This is a genomic window from Streptomyces sp. NPDC051913 (assembly GCF_044593635.1).
GTDB lineage: Bacteria > Actinomycetota > Actinomycetes > Streptomycetales > Streptomycetaceae > Streptomyces.
Genome location: NZ_JBIUCI010000008.1, coordinates 142,078 through 158,704 on the forward strand (window position 1 = coordinate 142,078; position 16,627 = coordinate 158,704).

The 16,627-nt window shown below is 68.3% G+C and carries 14 protein-coding genes and 5 pseudogenes; 9 read left to right on the top strand and 10 right to left on the bottom strand.

The window, feature by feature from the left end; genetic code table 11:
- Positions 1-33 precede the first annotated feature (33 nt).
- Positions 34-1,230, top strand: a complete 1,197-nt coding sequence (locus ACIHIX_RS24850; RefSeq protein ID WP_399959670.1) for a spore photoproduct lyase family protein — start codon at positions 34-36, stop codon at positions 1,228-1,230.
- Between the two features lie 128 nt (positions 1,231-1,358).
- On the opposite strand, the gene ACIHIX_RS24855 is transcribed toward ACIHIX_RS24850, so the two are convergent.
- The 6 genes and pseudogenes from ACIHIX_RS24855 to ACIHIX_RS24880 form a co-directional block, all read right to left on the bottom strand.
- Positions 1,359-1,514, bottom strand: coding sequence for a DUF6131 family protein (locus tag ACIHIX_RS24855; protein ID WP_146238291.1), 156 nt, complete (start codon positions 1,512-1,514; stop codon positions 1,359-1,361).
- Between the two features lie 489 nt (positions 1,515-2,003).
- Positions 2,004-2,216 (bottom strand): annotated as a pseudogene (locus ACIHIX_RS24860) (IS5/IS1182 family transposase); the annotation flags it as partial.
- Between the two features lie 43 nt (positions 2,217-2,259).
- Positions 2,260-2,679 carry a hypothetical protein gene (locus tag ACIHIX_RS24865; RefSeq protein ID WP_399959672.1) on the bottom strand — a complete coding sequence of 140 codons (420 nt, stop codon included), beginning with the start codon at positions 2,677-2,679 and terminating at the stop codon, positions 2,260-2,262.
- A gap of 105 nt (positions 2,680-2,784) precedes the next feature.
- Entirely contained in the window at positions 2,785-3,213 is a 429-nt protein-coding gene (locus tag ACIHIX_RS24870) for a hypothetical protein (protein WP_399959674.1), read from the bottom strand.
- 15 nt (positions 3,214-3,228) lie between these two features.
- The gene (locus tag ACIHIX_RS24875) at positions 3,229-5,706 is read right to left on the bottom strand and encodes a toll/interleukin-1 receptor domain-containing protein (RefSeq protein ID WP_399959676.1); all 2,478 of its coding nucleotides are present in this window, start codon (positions 5,704-5,706) and stop codon (positions 3,229-3,231) included.
- A gap of 126 nt (positions 5,707-5,832) precedes the next feature.
- On the bottom strand, positions 5,833-6,570 hold the full coding sequence (locus tag ACIHIX_RS24880; RefSeq protein ID WP_399959678.1) for an SDR family oxidoreductase: 738 nt from the start codon (positions 6,568-6,570) through the stop codon (positions 5,833-5,835).
- A gap of 92 nt (positions 6,571-6,662) precedes the next feature.
- Here ACIHIX_RS24880 and ACIHIX_RS24885 point away from each other — a divergent pair, with 92 nt between their 5' ends.
- Positions 6,663-7,619 carry a LysR family transcriptional regulator gene (locus ACIHIX_RS24885; RefSeq protein ID WP_399959680.1) on the top strand — a complete coding sequence of 319 codons (957 nt, stop codon included), beginning with the start codon at positions 6,663-6,665 and terminating at the stop codon, positions 7,617-7,619.
- Positions 7,620-7,719: 100 nt separating this feature from the next.
- Here the strand turns inward: ACIHIX_RS24885 and ACIHIX_RS24890 are convergent, their stop codons facing one another.
- Positions 7,720-8,070 carry a hypothetical protein gene (locus ACIHIX_RS24890; protein ID WP_399959682.1) on the bottom strand — a complete coding sequence of 117 codons (351 nt, stop codon included), beginning with the start codon at positions 8,068-8,070 and terminating at the stop codon, positions 7,720-7,722.
- 246 nt (positions 8,071-8,316) lie between these two features.
- Between ACIHIX_RS24890 and ACIHIX_RS24895 the strand changes: the two are divergent.
- Positions 8,317-8,594 (top strand): annotated as a pseudogene (locus tag ACIHIX_RS24895) (hypothetical protein); the annotation flags it as partial.
- Positions 8,595-8,725: 131 nt separating this feature from the next.
- Here the strand turns inward: ACIHIX_RS24895 and ACIHIX_RS24900 are convergent.
- Positions 8,726-10,834: pseudogene (locus ACIHIX_RS24900) on the bottom strand (MMPL family transporter); the annotation flags it as partial.
- Between the two features lie 176 nt (positions 10,835-11,010).
- Between ACIHIX_RS24900 and ACIHIX_RS24905 the strand changes: the two are divergent.
- The 3 genes from ACIHIX_RS24905 (at position 11,011) to ACIHIX_RS24915 (ending at position 13,527) form a co-directional block, all read left to right on the top strand.
- Positions 11,011-12,183 (top strand): sensor histidine kinase, encoded by a 1,173-nt coding sequence (locus ACIHIX_RS24905; protein ID WP_399959684.1) that lies wholly within the window; start codon positions 11,011-11,013, stop codon positions 12,181-12,183.
- Entirely contained in the window at positions 12,158-12,820 is a 663-nt protein-coding gene (locus tag ACIHIX_RS24910) for a response regulator (RefSeq protein ID WP_399959686.1), read from the top strand. The genes ACIHIX_RS24905 and ACIHIX_RS24910 overlap by 26 nt, the downstream gene beginning before the upstream one ends.
- A gap of 368 nt (positions 12,821-13,188) precedes the next feature.
- The gene (locus ACIHIX_RS24915) at positions 13,189-13,527 is read left to right on the top strand and encodes a hypothetical protein (protein ID WP_399959688.1); all 339 of its coding nucleotides are present in this window, start codon (positions 13,189-13,191) and stop codon (positions 13,525-13,527) included.
- Between the two features lie 146 nt (positions 13,528-13,673).
- Here the strand turns inward: ACIHIX_RS24915 and ACIHIX_RS24920 are convergent, their stop codons facing one another.
- Positions 13,674-14,429 carry a class I SAM-dependent methyltransferase gene (locus tag ACIHIX_RS24920; protein ID WP_399960201.1) on the bottom strand — a complete coding sequence of 252 codons (756 nt, stop codon included), beginning with the start codon at positions 14,427-14,429 and terminating at the stop codon, positions 13,674-13,676.
- A gap of 243 nt (positions 14,430-14,672) precedes the next feature.
- Between ACIHIX_RS24920 and ACIHIX_RS24925 the strand changes: the two genes are divergently transcribed.
- From ACIHIX_RS24925 to ACIHIX_RS24935, 3 genes and pseudogenes are all read left to right on the top strand, one after another.
- A complete protein-coding gene (locus ACIHIX_RS24925; protein ID WP_399959690.1) occupies positions 14,673-15,086 on the top strand; it encodes a hypothetical protein in 414 nt (137 codons plus the stop codon).
- 827 nt (positions 15,087-15,913) lie between these two features.
- Complete coding sequence (locus ACIHIX_RS24930; RefSeq protein WP_399959692.1) at positions 15,914-16,168, top strand: MafI family immunity protein; 255 nt, start codon at positions 15,914-15,916, stop codon at positions 16,166-16,168.
- A gap of 94 nt (positions 16,169-16,262) precedes the next feature.
- Positions 16,263-16,455, top strand: a pseudogene (locus ACIHIX_RS24935) (IS5/IS1182 family transposase); the annotation flags it as partial.
- Here ACIHIX_RS24935 and ACIHIX_RS24940 read toward each other — a convergent pair.
- Positions 16,417-16,551, bottom strand: a pseudogene (locus ACIHIX_RS24940) (IS5/IS1182 family transposase); the annotation flags it as partial. The pseudogenes ACIHIX_RS24935 and ACIHIX_RS24940 sit on opposite strands and share 39 nt — an antisense overlap.
- Positions 16,552-16,627 lie beyond the last annotated feature (76 nt).

Consider the following 16,627-nt stretch of genomic DNA (forward strand, 5'->3'; position numbering starts at 1 on the left):
CCTAATGGTGCACCAACGTCGAGAGATGCACGTATGACACACCCCTCCGCCGAGCCCGACGACAGTGCCGACACCCTCTTCGACCTCGAAGCGCTGACGAGCACGGCGGCACCCGGTGCCACCGCCCGCAAGACGCCCGCCGCAGGCCCGCACTTCCACGAGTCCTCCACCGCCCGGCATCTGCTCCCTGTCCGCACCATCTACGCCGAGCCGTCGGCCGCCATGTCACCTCGCGGCCGCGAGATCCTCGCGCGCTTCCCCGCCGCAGAGGTCGTCGAGGTGGACTCCCACTGGCGCATCCCGGGACTGCACGGCAACGAGGACAACGTCGAGCGATGGGTCCGCGTCAAGGGCGAGACGCTGGTCCTGGGCGAGCGCAAGACCCTCACCACCCGGCCCAACGGACGCTCCGCCGACTTCATCGCTCCCGGCCCCTCCAACGGCTGCGCAATGGCCTGCGCCTACTGCTACGTGCCCCGTCGCAAGGGGTACGCCAATCCGATCACCGTCTTCACCAACATCGACCAGATCATCGCGCACCTGGCACGGCACATCGCCCGCCAAGGCCGTAAACGGGAGCCCAACCAGTGCGACGAGACGGCCTGGGTGTACGACATCGGCGAGAACGGCGACTGCTCGGTGGACGCGCTGATCTGTGACAACACCGCGGATCTTGTCACCGCCTTCGGCCGCTGGCCGCACGCCAAGGCGTCCTTCGCCACAAAGTTCGTCAACCCGGATCTGCTGGCACTGGACCCCCGCGGCCGCACCCGGATCCGCTTCTCGATCATGCCCCCGGCCGACGCCCGGCTGCTGGACCTGCGGACCTCGGCGGTGGCCGACCGTATCGCCGCCGCGGCAGACTTCGCGGACGCCGGGTACGAAGTCCACTTCAACCTGTCCCCCGTCGTCCTGCGACCCGGATGGCAAGACGATTGGACCGACCTCCTGCGGCAGGTCGACGACGTCGTACCGCAACGAGTCAAGCAACAGGCCGCGGCGGAGGTCATCATGCTGACCCACAACGCGGACCTGCACCAGGTCAACCTCGGCTGGCATCCCCGCGCCGAGGACCTGCTGTGGCAGCCCGAGCTGCAACAGGGCAAGCGCTCCCAGAACGGCGCCGCCAACGTCCGCTACCGCAACCCCGTCAAAGCTGAAGCCGTGCACACCCTGCGCGGACTCCTCAATACCCATGTGCCGTGGCTGCGGGTGCGTTACGCGTTCTGAGACCTACGGCCGCTCTCGCCCCGCGGGGACAAGGATCCTTCGCTGTCTCACGGACCCCTGCCCCGCAAGGCCCGGGCTTTGCAGGCGACGCCCGCTCAGCACGAGGGCGCCGAACGGTGACATCACGGTCACCAATAGTGGCGTCGACCGGCGACCGCGTGCCCCATGGAACCCATGACCCAGAAGACGGCGCCGACCACGGCAAGAATGATGCCGAGGGTCCACAGGATCGATATGCCGGTGAGGAAACCGACGATAAGCAGAATGATGCCGAGCGCGATCATGATCTACCTCCTGATGTGACCTGCTGTAGCTCCCGAATGCCCCGAAACAGCCTGATCACGCCAACTGGCCGAACCCACCGCTCGCTCTCTGTCCATCGGTCGGCCCGGCGGATCCGGCCGCATCCCCGGCATCGACGGGTCCGACGGCGTCCCACAGGGACCGGCTGAGCCTCGCCCGCGGCGTCGTCGGTGAGGGCGGTCGGGACGGCGTCCTTCACCGCGGTGTCCACCCGGCCGACCTCCTCGGTGGCCCTCGCGCAGTTCCGCTCGGGCTCGGCTCAGCTGTTCCTCCAGTTCGGCCAGGTGCGCCTCAGCCTTCCCGGCGCGGGCAACGGCGGCCTGGTGCGCTCGTCCGGCCGGCCTCGCCGACGGCGTACTGTCGGCGACGGGCCTGCACCTCTGCGTCGTGAGCACGTGTGCGCCCGCTCCGCATGGTCGCGCCGCGCCTCCGCGCGCCGACGGCCGGGAGCGCTCAGGCGGCTCCGTGTCGGGGGGCGACGGCCGTGAACCCAACGGTCGCCTCCAGTACGCCGTGACAAGCAGAATGCGATCCCCGGGTGGGAGCCCCCAGGGACGCCCACGCTGGAGTTCGGTAGCGGTCTCGCGCCGCACGGCGGTCACCAGCTTGCCGAAGCAGCGCGGGCTCAGCCCGCTGAAGGGGCCTGTCCAGGACGGCACTGACGCCGTGATCACTGCAGCCACTTCAAGATCGTTGCACCTGGGGCCGACCAGAGATGGGCACGGGTCAAGTACGGAGCCCGAGGCGTTGGTCCAGCTGACTGCGCAGACGCGCAGAAGCCCCACGGAGAGTCCCGAGTTGTCGCACTTCTGCCGCCGTTAGTTCCGTCCGTCCTGCCAGTGCGAGCACAGCGCCATAGGGTCGTTCGCCGGCGGCGAGTTTGGCCGCCACGGCGTCACGGACGGCTCGCAGCACTGCATGGTCAGCGCTCGGATGTTCCGACAGCAGGCGAAGGAGCCTGTTGTCGTTCCAGGCGCTGTCTTGGGCCGTGCTCAGTTCCAGCAGAGTGCCGGGCGCCGTGGAGGGATTGGCGGCCACCGCCTGCCAGACGAAGGGGTACGGACAACGCGCGAGTCGATGCAGGGCGGCGCTGTCGTTCTCGGCACGCGCCAGTTCGAGGTAGTCGGCGGGCGTGTGCACGGACATGGCCCCTCAGGATCGTCGGGGCGACCATCCTGCCATCAGACTTGGGCCGCCCGCGTGCGGGGGGCTCTGATCCCAACCGGTTCGAAGATCACTTACGGACGGCCCTTAGTCGTGCGGAGTAAGCACCACATACGTGACTTGTGTCCCATCATCCATAGCCCCTCTGAAATACTGTTCATTCAGCAAGGGTGAGGTTGTGAGTACCGATGCCAGGACGCCGGCAGCCGAAGCGAGGAAACCCAGGACCGCAGGCGCTCCATCGAGGAGCGCGTCTTCGATCGCTTTCTGGCCGGCTTCGGTAAGGACGTCATTGACGAATTCGCTGACTTCACTCGGCGGATCGGGGGGACCGTTGTAGATCTCCACGTAATAGCCGTTCGCCTGACGTGCAGTGACCGTGATCCGGGCATCATCTCGAATGATTTTCCCTTGCGGCGCCTCTGAAGGTATGGGGATCAAAGTGCCGTCAGGGTCGGGCGCAGATTCGAATCGGTTCGTGTCGTCGCTTGCCGGGTTGGGAAGTGCGTCCGCCATGTCGAGCCTTACATTCTAATAGGGCCTCGGCGCCGTCGTTGATGACGTCGCGCCCAGGGGGGGTGAAAATTCCTCAGCAGGCCCAGGGCGTACCCGAGCTCCTGCTGCTCGCTGCCGCGTAGGCAAGAGGAGAAGCCCGAAAGGCGTGCATCGGCGCTCCGAGTTCGTGTTGGTGCCCTCGTCGCAAAGCCCCTGGCTCCCCCACCTGCGATCCCCGGAGCTGCGTGCACCCCGAACTGAGGGAGGTGCAACGGGCTGAGCCGACGCCGGGCAGCACCACAGGCAGGTCACCTCGAAGTCCACGTACTCCTCGTGCCAGACCGACGGCAGGAACTCCGTGGAGAAACGGCCGACTCCCGGCGGCGCGCCGCCGGGGACGGTCACCCTCACCGTGGCGTGCGGTCCGGGCAGCTCGACCTGTCCCAGATCCCACTCCCGATCGCGCGCATCGGTAAAGCGCAGCCGCTGTGTGCCGGCTGGGAAGTTGACGAAGCCGACTTCGACCACGGTGCCCGGCGGGCCGGAGTCCGGATCGATGTCGATGCACGTCCGACGCAGGTCGCCGGTCAGCAACGGGCATCCCTGCGACGGCTCCTCATGCAGGTGGACGCGCCGCTCTTCCCAAGTCATCGGACGGGTCAGTGACTTCTTCGCCAGGTCGAGGAGATCCTTGTACGGGAGACAGGGCACGCACTCATGACGCCGTAGCGTGCCGTCGGTCCTGGCGACGACGACGGCTCGACCGTCCTGCGTGAAGGCCGCGGTGCGTCCCGTGCCGCCGGGCAAGGTGGCCAGGATCTCGCCTGTGTCGGTCTGGGCCACGGCGGGAGCTCCCGTCTGCGGCATGGCGATCATGAGTTCGCCGTCGCTGCTGAAGGCCACGGACGCGAGGGAGGCGAGAGGCACTCGGCTCACCAGTGTCCCGTTTGCGGACACGACGGTCGAGCCCCGCTCGTTCGTCGTCACGACGCGCTGCCCGACGGGGTCCACCCAGGCGTGGTCGATGCCCCCGGGCTGGGTGTACCGGTGTGTGGGGCGCCCTCGTTGGGGTGCGCCGGTCACTACGAGCTGCCAAGTGTCCACGTGGTTTCGATCGACTGTGGTGACGTATGAGCTCATGCCGAGAAAAGTGTTCGTGGGGTCCTCCGGTAGTGCCGCAAGGAGCCCCGCAGTAGGCAACGGGTCCGGCAGGCTCGGTGCGTAGTCCGTTTCGCTCGTGCTGACGCTATCCACGGTCCCGAGGCCGCCGCCGAGTTCGTGGACGTAGGAGATCCCGTCAGGGCCTGCAGGGTCGACGGTTCGCACGCCCGTCTGCGAGGCGACGCGCTGCCCCGTTACGAGGTCCCACACGGACAGCGCCCCCTGGCTCGTCCGGACCGCGAGCAGCCGTTCGTCGAGGCTGAAGACGGCGGATCCCTCGAGCGGTGCGTCGCGCAGTATCTGGCTCCGGTCTCGCAGGCGCCAGACCGTGAGCCGGCCGTCGGGGGAAGTTGCCACACCGTAGTTCGCGCCGAGGCCGAGGGCGGTGAGCTTGCCTGTCGGGGGGCCTGGCACGGGTGTTCCTTCGCGGGTCCGGGCCGCGGTGAGCACTTTGCGCAACATCGTCTCGCCCTCCGGTGTCCGGGACTTCAGCACGCCGCGCAGCGCCAGATGGAGCGCCAGCTGCGGATCGGTCGTGCGCGTGGAGTCCGCCCGCTGCGCGAGCTCGCGTGCATACGCCGTGGCGGTCTGGCGCCTGGCCTCCCGCTCCTGGCGCACGGCGCGGCCCCGTTCGGTCCAGGACACCACCGCGAGCAGGCTCATCAGGACCGTCAGCACAAGCATCACGGCGACGGCCACGCGCAGTCTCGTCGTCCGCGTGGTACGGCTACGGGTGATGAACTCGATCTCCTGCGGGGTGGGCCGTTCCAGCCGGTCCGTGCCGTCCGCCAGCCATGCCTCCGCGGCTGCAAGCGTGGCCCCGCGCAACAGATAGGTCCGGTTGCGCCCGTGGCTGATCCACTCCCTGGTCCTCAGGGCGATTCCGGCCTGGCGCTCGCGCCATTCGACGTCCCCGGCGAGCGCGGCGGCCAGCTGACGCTTTGCGCGTGCGTCGTCCGACGGGCCGCGCCACCACACCCATTGGATGGTGCGCAGACTCAACGGGATGTCGTCGTCGCCCGGCTCTCGGCGGACCACGGGGACCAGGCGTTTGTGGTCCCGCACCGCGACAGTGAGCTCCTCTTGGCAGTGCTCCGAGGCGAGCGAGTCCGGGCTGAGTACGAAGAGGAAGGTCTTACTGCCCACGATGCCGGTGGTGATGCGGGTGGGGAAGTCGACTCCGCCCGGCAGCTCGTGCAGATCGACCCAGTACGAGCTTCCTTGCTCTCGCAGCCATGGCGACAGGGTGTCCTCGACGAAGGGGCTGTCTTCACGTGCGTACGAGATGAACACGTCTCGCCCCGGGACCGGCGACAATCCGGTGAGCTTCCGCCGCCGCAGGTGCAGTCTCATGGCAGGCCCCCGTCCCACGACAACTCCATGGAACGGCAGAAGGGTTCCGTTGGCCAGAGGGCTCAGCAGGGGTGCACCGGAGAACGTGGACGCGCCGGGGCTTCGTCGGCCCGGGACAGGTCGTGATCACCAGGGGACGACGCCGTCGTCCTCGAAGAAGGAACCGCTCGGGCCGCCGTCGGGCAGTGTGGCGAGCCGGATCGCTGTGGCCGCGCCCTGTTCGGGTGTGCGGGGTCCGTGGAAGCCGGTGAAATCGGTGGCGACCAGGCCCGGGCAGGCGGCATTGATCAAGATGTTCGTACCGGTGAACTGCCGGGCGTACTGGACGGTGAGGGCGTTGAGGAACGTCTTCGACGGCGCGTAGGCCGCCATGATGGGGCCGATGTCGGTGTCGGGGTCCGCCTGCCGGCCCAGGGAGCCGACGCTGCTGGAGACGTTGACGATGCGTGGCGAGGCCGAGCGGCGCAGCAGCGGCAGCATGGCGTTGGTGACCCGGACGACTCCCAGGACGTTGGTGTCCACGACCGCGCGCAGTACGTCCAGGTCGAGCGCGGTCGGGTCCTGCTCCCACCCCGGGCCCATCTCGCCCGAGATGCCGGCGTTGTTGACCAGGGCATCCAGGCGGCCGGCCAGCCGTTCGACCAGTTCCGCCGCATCTGTGGCGCTCCGGTCATCGGTCACGTCCAGCGGTACCCCGAACGTGTCCACGCCGAGGGCGCGCAGTTTCCCGACGGCCGTTTCGCGTCGGGTCTCGTCGCGGGCTCCAACGGCCACGCGGTAGCCAAGGCTGCCCAGCCCGGCCGCGATCTCGTATCCGATGCCCTTGTTCGCGCCGGTCACCAGCGCGATCTTCGTTTCGCTCATGCCGATGATGGTGGCCCTGGGGCGAGTTGCGCGGCCAACACCGATCCGGTGCCCTGTCATACCCGTCGGGTATCACCGCGTATGCTGCGGCCGTGGACACCCTCGAAACCCGCGAGTTGAGGTACTTCGTCGCTGTCGCCGAGGAACTGCACTTCGGACGCGCTGCCGAGCGCCTGGGCATGGCCCAGCCGCCACTGTCGCGGGCGATCCAGCAGCTCGAACGGCGTCTGGGGACCTGCCTGTTGCAGCGCAACCGCCGTGGAGTGCGCCTGACCGGTGCCGGAGAGGTACTGCTCGTCGAGGGCCGGGCCGCCCTCGACGCCACCCTCGCCGCCGCCCGCCGAACCCGCCGCGCCGGCGGCGCAGACAGCCCCGGTGGTCCCCGCAACCAACTGGTCCTCGCGGTCAAGGCCGCCGCCTCCCACGAACTGCTGCGCCAACTCCTCGACGCCTATGCGGCCCAGCCCGACAGCGCCGAGATCGAAGTCCTGCCGTGCGGCCTGTGCGAGCAGGAGGAACTGCTGCGCGACGGACGCGCCGACGTCGCCCTCATGCACACGCCATGGAACTCCCTCGCCGGCTTCGACAGCGAGGCACTCACGGCCGAGGGGCAGGTCGCCGTTCTCCCCGCCGGGCACCCCCTCGCCACCCGCGAAACCCTCACTCTGGCCGACGTCAGGGACATCCCCGATCTGCCGCTCGCCCGCTGGCCCACCCGCGGCGTCTACGCGCCCGGCCCCGGACCCGAGATCCACAACACCACGCAACTGGCCCAACTCATCGCGCTCGGACGCACCGTGGCGGTCGTCCCCGACTCCGCCCGCTCCTGGCTATGGACCGAACACACGGCCATCCCCCTGACCGACGCACCCACCGTCGTCACCCACATCGTCTGGCCCGCACACAGCCACTCCCCCACCCTCGCCAGCCTGGTCCACACCGCCACACAGCTACGACCAGAGGAAACCGAGCATCCAGCCAACAGTGCGCCAGCCAATAGCAGCAGGCCCCATCACAGGCCCAACCAGGGCCTGAGTGCTAGTTCCTAACCCTGGCCCGCCTACTGGACGATCAGACTCAGCAATCCTGCAACGGAGACGAAGGTGACGCCGACGTTCCTCTGGTCTGCCCGCTGAACCAGCAAGCCGATCAGGGCCGGAGGCATTCTTCCTGCGGATCGAAGCAGATGAGTCCGTGCTCGCGAGCCAGCGAAGCGGCGTACTCGGACACTTCCTCTGCCTTGCCATAGGACATGAGCAGGTACACGATCGGGCCCGATGCCTCCTCGATGACCGGCGGGGACGCCCATACGACACTGCGATCCACGTCGTCCGGATATCGCGCGACGAGCGCTTCCACATACGTCACGGTGCGCGGCGCCGGAGGCACGACGACATCGTCCGACTCCAGGTAGCGCTCGTAGAGCTCGTCGTAGGTCAAGCCCGCTTGGCGGTCGTCGAGTGGACGGTCGCCGTACCACACCGCAAGGTCATCACTCACAAGCGCATCGTCGCGGGCAGTGGTCCCGCCTGCGCCGGCGGGCCCGTAGATCGAACCCCCGCCAAGTGATCCGAACGAGAGCTCCTGGCGGACACCCACGTTCACCGGGACGGGGTCTGGTCGTTCGTGCCGGCCAGCAATGAGCCAGGACGACTTGCGAAGGCCATCCTTCTGGCTCTTCGGAGCGGTGATCAGAATCTGGAGCGGGCGGCTGTCGCCCAGCTGCGGGACCGCGGCGAGGAACCGGTGGCTCGTCGCCCTGACTACCTGTACGGCTTTTCAAGGTCGGGAGATGATCGCGCCGTGATCACGGCAAATGAACCCGGTGGATGTCCCCGTTCGGTACCCGTCATCGCGTACCGGCCAGCCAACCTGACTCTGCGACAGCTCGCCCCGCTCGTCGGGATCTCGAAGTCGGCTGCCGACCGCGTCATCGACCGTGTCGGGCCCGCCCTATCTCTGCGTCAGCGTCGGCGGATTCGCAAGATGCTGTGTTGATCGCTGACGGCACCTTGGTTCCCACTGGCGGGGCCGCACCCGTGGATTCCGCGTCGGTGCCGACCGGGCCGCGGGGAAGCGTCCGGTCCAGCCACTTCGGCAGCCACCAGTTGGTCCGGCCGAGGAGTGTCATGGTCGCCGGTACCAGCACCATGCGTACGACCGTGGCGTCGATGAAGATCGCGGTGGCCAGGCCGAGCCCGAACATCTTGGTGGAGGGGTCCTCGGCGACGGCGAAGGACAGGAAGACCGCCACCATGATGAGGGCGGCCGAGGTGATGATCCGGGCGGTGCGCGAGACGCCCTCGACGATCGCCGTGCCATTGTCGCCGGTGCGCAGGTACTCCTCGCGTACACGGGAGAGGAGGAAGACCTCGTAGTCCATCGACAGGCCGAACAGGATGGCGAAGAGGAACATCGGGATGAACGACACGATCGGAACGGTCGCTTCCAGCCCGATGAGTGCGCCTCCCCAGCCCCACTGGAAGACCGCGACCATGACGCCGTAGGCCGCGCCGATGCTCAGCAGATTCAGCAGTACCGCCTTGAGCGGTACGAGTACCGAGCGGAAGACCAGCATCAGCAGCAGGAACGACATCGCCAGCACTGCGGCGACGAACAACGGCAGGCGCTCGCTGGTGCGTTGGCCCACATCGGACAGGCTCGCGGCGGCGCCGCCGACGTGGGCCCTCGCCGGGCCGTGCCCGATCGCCGTGGGCAGCACGTCGGTGCGCAGCCGGGCGATGGTGTCGGCCGTGGCCTTGTCCTGAGGGCTGGTGGTCGGGAACACCACGAGGGTCGCGATGCCCGTGGCCCGATCGACGTGCGTCGGTGCGACGAACGCGATGCCCGGATCCGCCGCGAGGGCCCCGACGAGTCGGTCCAGCACTCCCGGATCACCCGTGGGGTCCGCAGCAATGACGAGGGGACCGTTGGTGCCCGGGCCGAACCCCTCGGCGACCAGGTCGTAGGCGCGGCGTTCGGTACGGCTGTGGGGCAGTGAGCCGTCGTCGGGCAGGCCGACGCGCAGGCCGAGCACGGGCAGCGTCGCGGTCAGCAGCAGCCCCGCCGCGCCGACCGCGTACGGCACCGGGTGCCGGCTGACGTGCCCGATCCAGCGCCGCCAACCAGCGGCGGGAGCGGCGCCCGCCACCCTGTCCCTTGGCCGTACGAGTCGCCCCAGCTTCCCGGTCTGCAGAGCCCGGCCGATCCGTCCGGCCCGGGCCAGGCGTGGGCCGGCGGCACCGAGGAAGGCCGGCAGCAGCGTCACCGACGCGAGCACCATGATCAGAACGACGATCGAGACGGCGAGCCCGCCCACCGTCATGAACGGCACGTTCGCGACCGCCAGGCCGAGGATCGACACGACGACGGTGCCGCCGGCGAAGACCACCGGCCGCCCCGCCGTGGCCACCGCTCGCCCCGCCGCCTCGTGGGGATCGAGCCCGCGCACGAGGTACTCCCGGTGCCTGGCGAGCACGAACAGCGCATAGTCGATGCCCACTCCGAGCCCGACCATGCTGCCCAGGACCGGCGCGAAGGTGGGAACGTCCGTGACCCCCGCCAGCACCGTCATCGTGGCAACTCCGATGGTCAGCCCGAAGACCGCCATACCGATCGGCAGCGCGGCGGCGACGAGCGAACCGAACGCCAGGAACAGGACCGCGGCCGCGGCGAGGAGGCCGATCAGCTCGCTCACGCCGCCGTCAGCGTCGGAGAAGGCGTAGAAGAGGTTCCCGCCCATCTCGATGCGCAGGGGCAGCTCGGCACGCAGCCGGTCGCCGAGACCGACGAGGGCGTCGAGGTCTTCGGCCGAGAGTCGGCTCTGGTCGGGATACTGCACCCGGACGACCGCGATCCGCCCGTCGGCCGAGACAAGGCCGCCGCGCACGGCGGTGTCCCCGCGCGCGTCGAGTGCCCCCACCGGGTCGCTCGTGCCGAGCACGTGCGGCAGCCGCTTCACCTCGGACTGCAGCCGCGCCAGAGCGGTCCGCGCGCTGCCGTGGTCGAAGAACGTCGCCCCGTCGTCGAGGGGGGTGACGACCACTTGGGCGGTCATCCCCTCCTGGCCGGTGCCGGCTCGCTCGATCAGCTCCGCGGCCCGCCCGGAGTCCAGTCCCGGAGCGGTCATCGAGTCCGCGGTCCGCCCGCCGATGGCGATCGCGGCGACCACGGCGAGCGTGGCGGCGATCAGCCATGCCGCGATCACCCGCCAGGGATGGCGGGCGGCACTAGTGCCCAGGCGCAACAGGCCAGTTGAGAGCATCGGGGTCCTCCAACCACCTCGTCGGCCGTCCTTGTACGGCCGCCGATGCCGAGGCTCGCCGCTACGGCGTTCCGCGGCATCGGCCCGCGGGCCGCGGATCCGTCGGCCCCCGGGCGGAGTGACGAACCGTCCTTTCGGCCGATGCGCGGCATGCCACGGTCCCTAGGCTGAGAACCGTGCTGCGAGAAGACCTGCGATCCCTGTGGACCGAACCCCGGCCGCCCGACGCGCCCTTCCGGGTGTGGCGGGACTGGGCGCTGCTCGCCGCGGGGCTTGCCGGTGTGGTGCTGGAGGCCACCCTGCGCGAGAACGTCGTGTGGCGGCCGGTGGCGGTGGTGTTCGCCGTATGGCTGTGCCTGCTGCCCCTGTGGCGCCGCACCCGCCCCCTGGCGATGGTCACGCTGGCGTTCGGCTCGATGGCCCTGCTTCAGGTGGCCTCACTGGTCGCCGCCTCGCGCGAGCCCGTCGGCCTGTACACCGGCATGGTTGTGCTCGTGCTGGTGTACGCGCTGCCCCGGTGGGGATCGGGACGCGAGATCGTGCTGGGCGGCGCGGTGATCCTCACGACCGGCGCGCTGTGTTCCGTCACGGACGAGACGCCGGTCGTCGAGAACGTCGTGGGCTTCGTCTTCCTGCTGATGCCCGGCGTGTTCGGGGCTGCCGCGCGGTTCTGGGTGACCGCTCGGGAGCGGCAGTTGGACCAGGTGCGCGCCCGCGAGCGCGAGCAACTCGCCCGGGAACTGCACGACACGGTGGCCCACCACGTGTCGGCCATGGTGATCATCGCCCAAGCGGGCGGGGTACTCGCGGACACAGACCCCTCTGCCGCCGTCAAGGCGCTGGAGGGGGTCGAGGAGGAAGGAGCGCGCACGCTGGAGGAAATGCGCGCCATGGTCGCCGCGCTGCGCGACCGCGGGGTCGGCGCCGAGCTGGCGCCCCCTGCCGGAGTCGCGGATCTGGAGCGCCTGGTGCGCACCCCGGGTGGTCGCCTCAGGGTCGACCTGGGGCTCGACGGCGAACTGGACGCGCTGCCCCCGGCCGTTGACGCGGCCGTCTACCGGATCGTGCAGGAGTCGGTGACCAACGCCCTGCGTCATGCGGTCGACGCGACCGACCTCGTCGTCCGGGTCGCCGCCGAACGGCACACGGTACGAGTGAGCGTGCACGACAACGGCCGCCGCACCGGCCGGGGTCGCGACGGATACGGACTTACCGGACTGCGCGAGCGCGCCACCCTGCTCGGCGGCACACTGCAAGCCGGCCCCGGCGCCGACCAGGGCTGGTGTGTCGAAGCCCAACTGCCGAGAGCGAGGAGCGAGAGCGGTGTCCATTCGCGTCCTCGTCGCTGACGACCAGACCATCATCCGCACCGGATTGCGGATCATGCTCAACGCCCAGCCCGGCATCGAGGTGGTCGGCGAGGCCGCCGACGGGCGCGAAGCGGTACGCCTGGCCCGCGAACTGCGCCCCGACGTCTGCCTGTTCGACATCCGCATGCCCGTCATCGACGGGCTCGAGGCCACCCGGCTGGTCGCCGGCCCGGGCGTCACCGACCCACTGGTCGTGGTCGTCATCACCACGTTCGACCTCGACGAGTACGTCTACGGCTCACTACGTGCCGGCGCCCGCGGATTCCTCCTCAAGGACACGGGACCCGACCTTCTGGCCCAGGCCGTGCGATCGGCGTCCGACGGGGAGGCGCTCATCGCGCCCAGCGTCACCGTCCGTCTGCTCCAGGCATTCGCGGACCTCCCCGCCGGCCGGCCGGCGGCCCAGCCGGTCGCCCCCGTCACCGCCCGCGAGGAGCAGGTGCTCCTCGCCGTCGCTCGCGGGCTGACCAACACCGAGATCGCCGACGCACTGCACATCAGCCTCAGCACGGTCAAGACGCATCTGGCCAGCCTGATGGCCAAACTCGGTGCCCGTAACCGGGTCGAGATCGCGATGTGGGCCTACGAGACGCGCCGTATCCTCCCCGCAACGTGAGCCGGATGCCGGGCCGAGGATCTTCTTCACCCGCACCCCAGTCCCAGGCGTCCAGCTCCACCTCACGCCGGAGTCGAGAAGCTGCCCGGCAATCCACTCCGCCCACGCACGATCAGCACCCGCATGACCGATGAACCAGCGTCGTCAACATCGCCTCCTCGTGGTGAGGTTGGAACCCGGGGCGGGAATATGGAGCCCATCCCACCGCAGGCTCGCAGGCCTTCGACGAAATGAACACCTTGCGGGGGTGGGACCCTGACCCAGCCATCGCCGCAATCAGGCCGAATCCTGACGCCAGTTCCGGTGTGCCCGGAAACAATCACCCGGGTCAGGCATGATGCCCTCTCAACACCAGTTCCAGGGGGAACATGCGCTCCAAACACCTTGCGGCCCTAGCCTTCGCCGCGCTCGCCCTCACCGCCTGCGGCAGCAGAAGCGACGGCGTGCGAGCCAACTCGAACAAACTCGACGACGCGGCATTGCGCGCCTGCGACGTTTTCGCGAACAGCTACAAGGCCGCCCAGACCACCGACGCCCGCGTCGACCTCGCCGACAAGGTCAACGAGTGGGCCCAGTCCAGCAAAACCAACGGCATCGCCGAGGGTGCCACCATCCTCGCTCGCGGTTCCGATGGCGGCGAAAATGCCTGGGAACTGGCAGCCTATACGTTCTCGCAGTCGTGCCTGGACGTCGGCTGGAAAGCCTGACCGACTCTCACTGATCGACGAGCACTCCTCGTCCGAGGCGTTGCGTTGCGTTGCGTTGCGTTGACCACTTGAACCCTCCCCGATGAGAGGGCGCAAGCGTCCTGCGAGCAACCGCGCGCCCCGGCCAGGGACTGAGTGTCCGGCGTTTATGCCTTGCTCGCGACCACCATGTAGTTCTCGGCCTCACGATCGAACGTGCTCAGTTCCGTCTGGAGTCCGACCCGCCGCAGTTCGACTTCGAGTTCCTCGTACCGGTAGGGCCAGCAGGACAGCAGTTCCGAGCGGACAAGAACCAACCCGGTCGCATCAACTTGCGCGATCGCAATCTCGATGTGGTGCTCCTCCTCCCAATGCGGCGCGATCTCCCAGCGGTAGACCACGACGGCATCGCGACCGTTCCGGCGGACGAGTCGGTCACTGATCTCCAGCCGGGAACCTCTGGCCCTCACGCGTTCCCAGGTGCGGGATGTGAGTACCAGACGCCCGCCGGGGCGCAGAAGCCGTGCCATCGACTCCAGGGCAGCACCCCTGCCTTTCGCGCCCGTGGCATGGTGCAGCGAGTTGCCGACGCAGAACACCATGTCGAACGTGTTGTCCTGGAAATGGTTGGGCAACTCTTCCCAGTTCGCCCGTACGGCCCGCACGGATGCGCCGAACTCCTCAGACAACGCTGCTGTCCGGCGAACCATCGCCTCGCTGGCGTCAGTTGCGACAACCCGCAGGCCACGACCGGCGAGGCCAACCGCCAACTGTCCGGTTCCGCAAGAACAGTCGAGGACGTGAGCGTTCGACGGCAGGAGATTGAGGACGTCGTCGAACGACGCAGCGAACTCGGCTGGATCCAACTTTGCATCCGAGATGAGCCATTCGTACACCTCGGCAAGCTCGCCATAACCCGTCACAACCACTACCTCCGTCACGCGGCAGACTCACGGCAGGACGTCAGTCCATCAACGGAGCAGGTCGGGCACCAATGGTTTTCACACGGGTGGCTCTGACAGTGTTTGCGGGTTGTCAGTTGTCCGTCTGAGTGCGTGTGCTGCCGACCTTTTGCCGTACCCACGACGGTGGATGCCCGAGAGCATGAGGTCTGGCGTGAGTGGACGATCGAGCGTGCTGTCAGTGGCAGGAGGGATGATCCGTTAGTGACTTCACTGCTGGATGACGTGCGCATGAGTGCGGATTGGATCGCTTCCGCTCTCGACTCTTCGGGATACCAGGCGGATTTCTCCCCGGGCAGCCTCCGCGATGTCGAACGGTTCATGACAGAGCACAGCAGCTCGGGCGCGGCAGTGGAGGGCGGCCTCTTGGCCGCCGGTCTCGGAGCCCGCCTGTTCGGCCTGGGCTGCTATCTCGGCGAAACGATCCGGCTCGGTCTCGGCGGTGTCTGGGAGGCGGACGACGCCGACCCGGCAGGCGAGCTGAATGTCAGGCTCCGGCTCGCCGGCGGATCAGTGATCTGGCCGGTCCAGCGTGTGGTCAAGCGGTTCCAGAATGGCCCTGAGGAGAGCCTGACCGCCTATGCGGTCTTCCTCGGTCTGTACGTGCCTGTCGACTGAGAAGGCAGTCAGCCCTTCACAGTCGCCGGTTTTCCTCGGCCAGCTGGGGGGCGCCTTTCCAGGCGAGTCACCTGGTCATGAGGGTCAGACCGCCATCACGGTCATCGCGCTTCTGGCCGCCGCCGGTGCCGGCACCCTGGCCCCATCGACGGAGCCACCTACCCAACAGCCGTCAGCCGTGCTGCCACCGCGTTCACCACTGTCATCGCGCTCGCCAGCGCCGCAGCCACCACCCTCGCCACTCCCCTCGCCCGATACTGCCGAACGCCAGAGCGAGACACAGGCGGGCATTCAGGGCTCTGATGGTCTCTGATGGTCGCCGATCAGGACGTGGCTGGCCGTACTGGGGCGTCCGACCCGGTCAGCGGCGGACAAGCAGGACATCGCCGTGTCGCAAGAGCATGCGCACGATGCTCAGCTGCGCGGTCACCAGACGGGTCATCCACGGCAACGCGACCAATCACCGCCCCCACCTCCCTGACGCAAAGACGCCATGCTCCTCATCGTGATCAACGCCGTCGACGGCAACCAACTGCCCGGCTCCTCCGGCTTCGCCCTCCACGTCTCCGAGACCTCGATGCAGTGACGGCCGCCGGCCTCACCCTCGATTGGAGTTCCGACGGCATCGAAGGCGCCGTGAACCGCTTCGCAACGAGCTTCTTCAGCGTGCCGCTCCCGGGTGAGCATGGCTCTCACAGCTCGTCGAGGTAGCGGCTTGGCATCAGTGTTGAGAAGTCCCGTAACTGATCAGGCGAGTCGACAGCCTTCCGCCGAGCAACGAGGATGTGGGGTCGTCGATGCCTTCGTCCAGGGAGTGGGGACAGCCCGTGAGCCTGTCGTGGCGAGCCCGGGTGGCGGCGCTGCTTGCGGACTCGCCACTCGTCTCAGAGGCGGTCATCACGGATGTGCGCCATCTGCTGTCACACGGTGAGGAGGAGTTGGCGTTCGACACCATGTGCTCGTGGATCTACGAGGATGCTCTCCCCGTCACCCGGCAGTTTCACGCGGCCCTGATAGCTATGGCCGATGAGATGAACACGCCGCGTTCCGGCCAGCGCCTTGACGAGCTGCTGATCGACTGACGTCCGCCACCGGCGACTTGACGAGGGATGCTCCTTGCCATGGCTGGTGTGATTCCGGCGTCTTTGCCGCCTTGAATAGCCCTGCTAAAACGGGCTGAGCCCACGACAGTTCCGCAAGGTGATCACCGCATTGAGGTGTGAGAGTGGAGACCCCGTCCGGCAAAGGCCGACCGTGGAGTCTGCCGCTGAAGGATCGGGTTCTGCTGGTTACTGCGTCCTGGCGAACCAACCACCTCGGTCCGTTACTCGCAGCCAGGGCCAGCGATGCGTTCGTAACCGAACCCGTGCACCAGGGCGGCGATGACGTGAACCAAGACGACCCGGCCGGGGATGCCCGGGCTATGGCAGCCGAGTGGGCGCGTGTCGACGTGCTTGGTCAGCAGCGCCGCGAACTGGTCTCACAGCTCTTCGAGCTCGTATGACGGCAGGACAGGCACGAGCACGCTGGTAATCAATGAG

Bases quoted from the DNA above. Each gene is read 5' to 3' on its own strand.
- ACIHIX_RS24915 (WP_399959688.1), top strand. From the start codon at position 13,189: ATGCGCTCCAAACACCTTGCGGCCCTAGCCTTCGCCGCGCTCGCCCTC.
- ACIHIX_RS24855 (WP_146238291.1), bottom strand. From the start codon at position 1,514: ATGATCGCGCTCGGCATCATTCTGCTTATCGTCGGTTTCCTCACCGGC.
- ACIHIX_RS24875 (WP_399959676.1), bottom strand. From the start codon at position 5,706: ATGAGACTGCACCTGCGGCGGCGGAAGCTCACCGGATTGTCGCCGGTC.
- ACIHIX_RS24865 (WP_399959672.1), bottom strand. From the start codon at position 2,679: ATGTCCGTGCACACGCCCGCCGACTACCTCGAACTGGCGCGTGCCGAG.
- ACIHIX_RS24850 (WP_399959670.1), top strand. From the start codon at position 34: ATGACACACCCCTCCGCCGAGCCCGACGACAGTGCCGACACCCTCTTC.
- ACIHIX_RS24880 (WP_399959678.1), bottom strand. From the start codon at position 6,570: ATGAGCGAAACGAAGATCGCGCTGGTGACCGGCGCGAACAAGGGCATC.
- ACIHIX_RS24870 (WP_399959674.1), bottom strand. From the start codon at position 3,213: ATGGCGGACGCACTTCCCAACCCGGCAAGCGACGACACGAACCGATTC.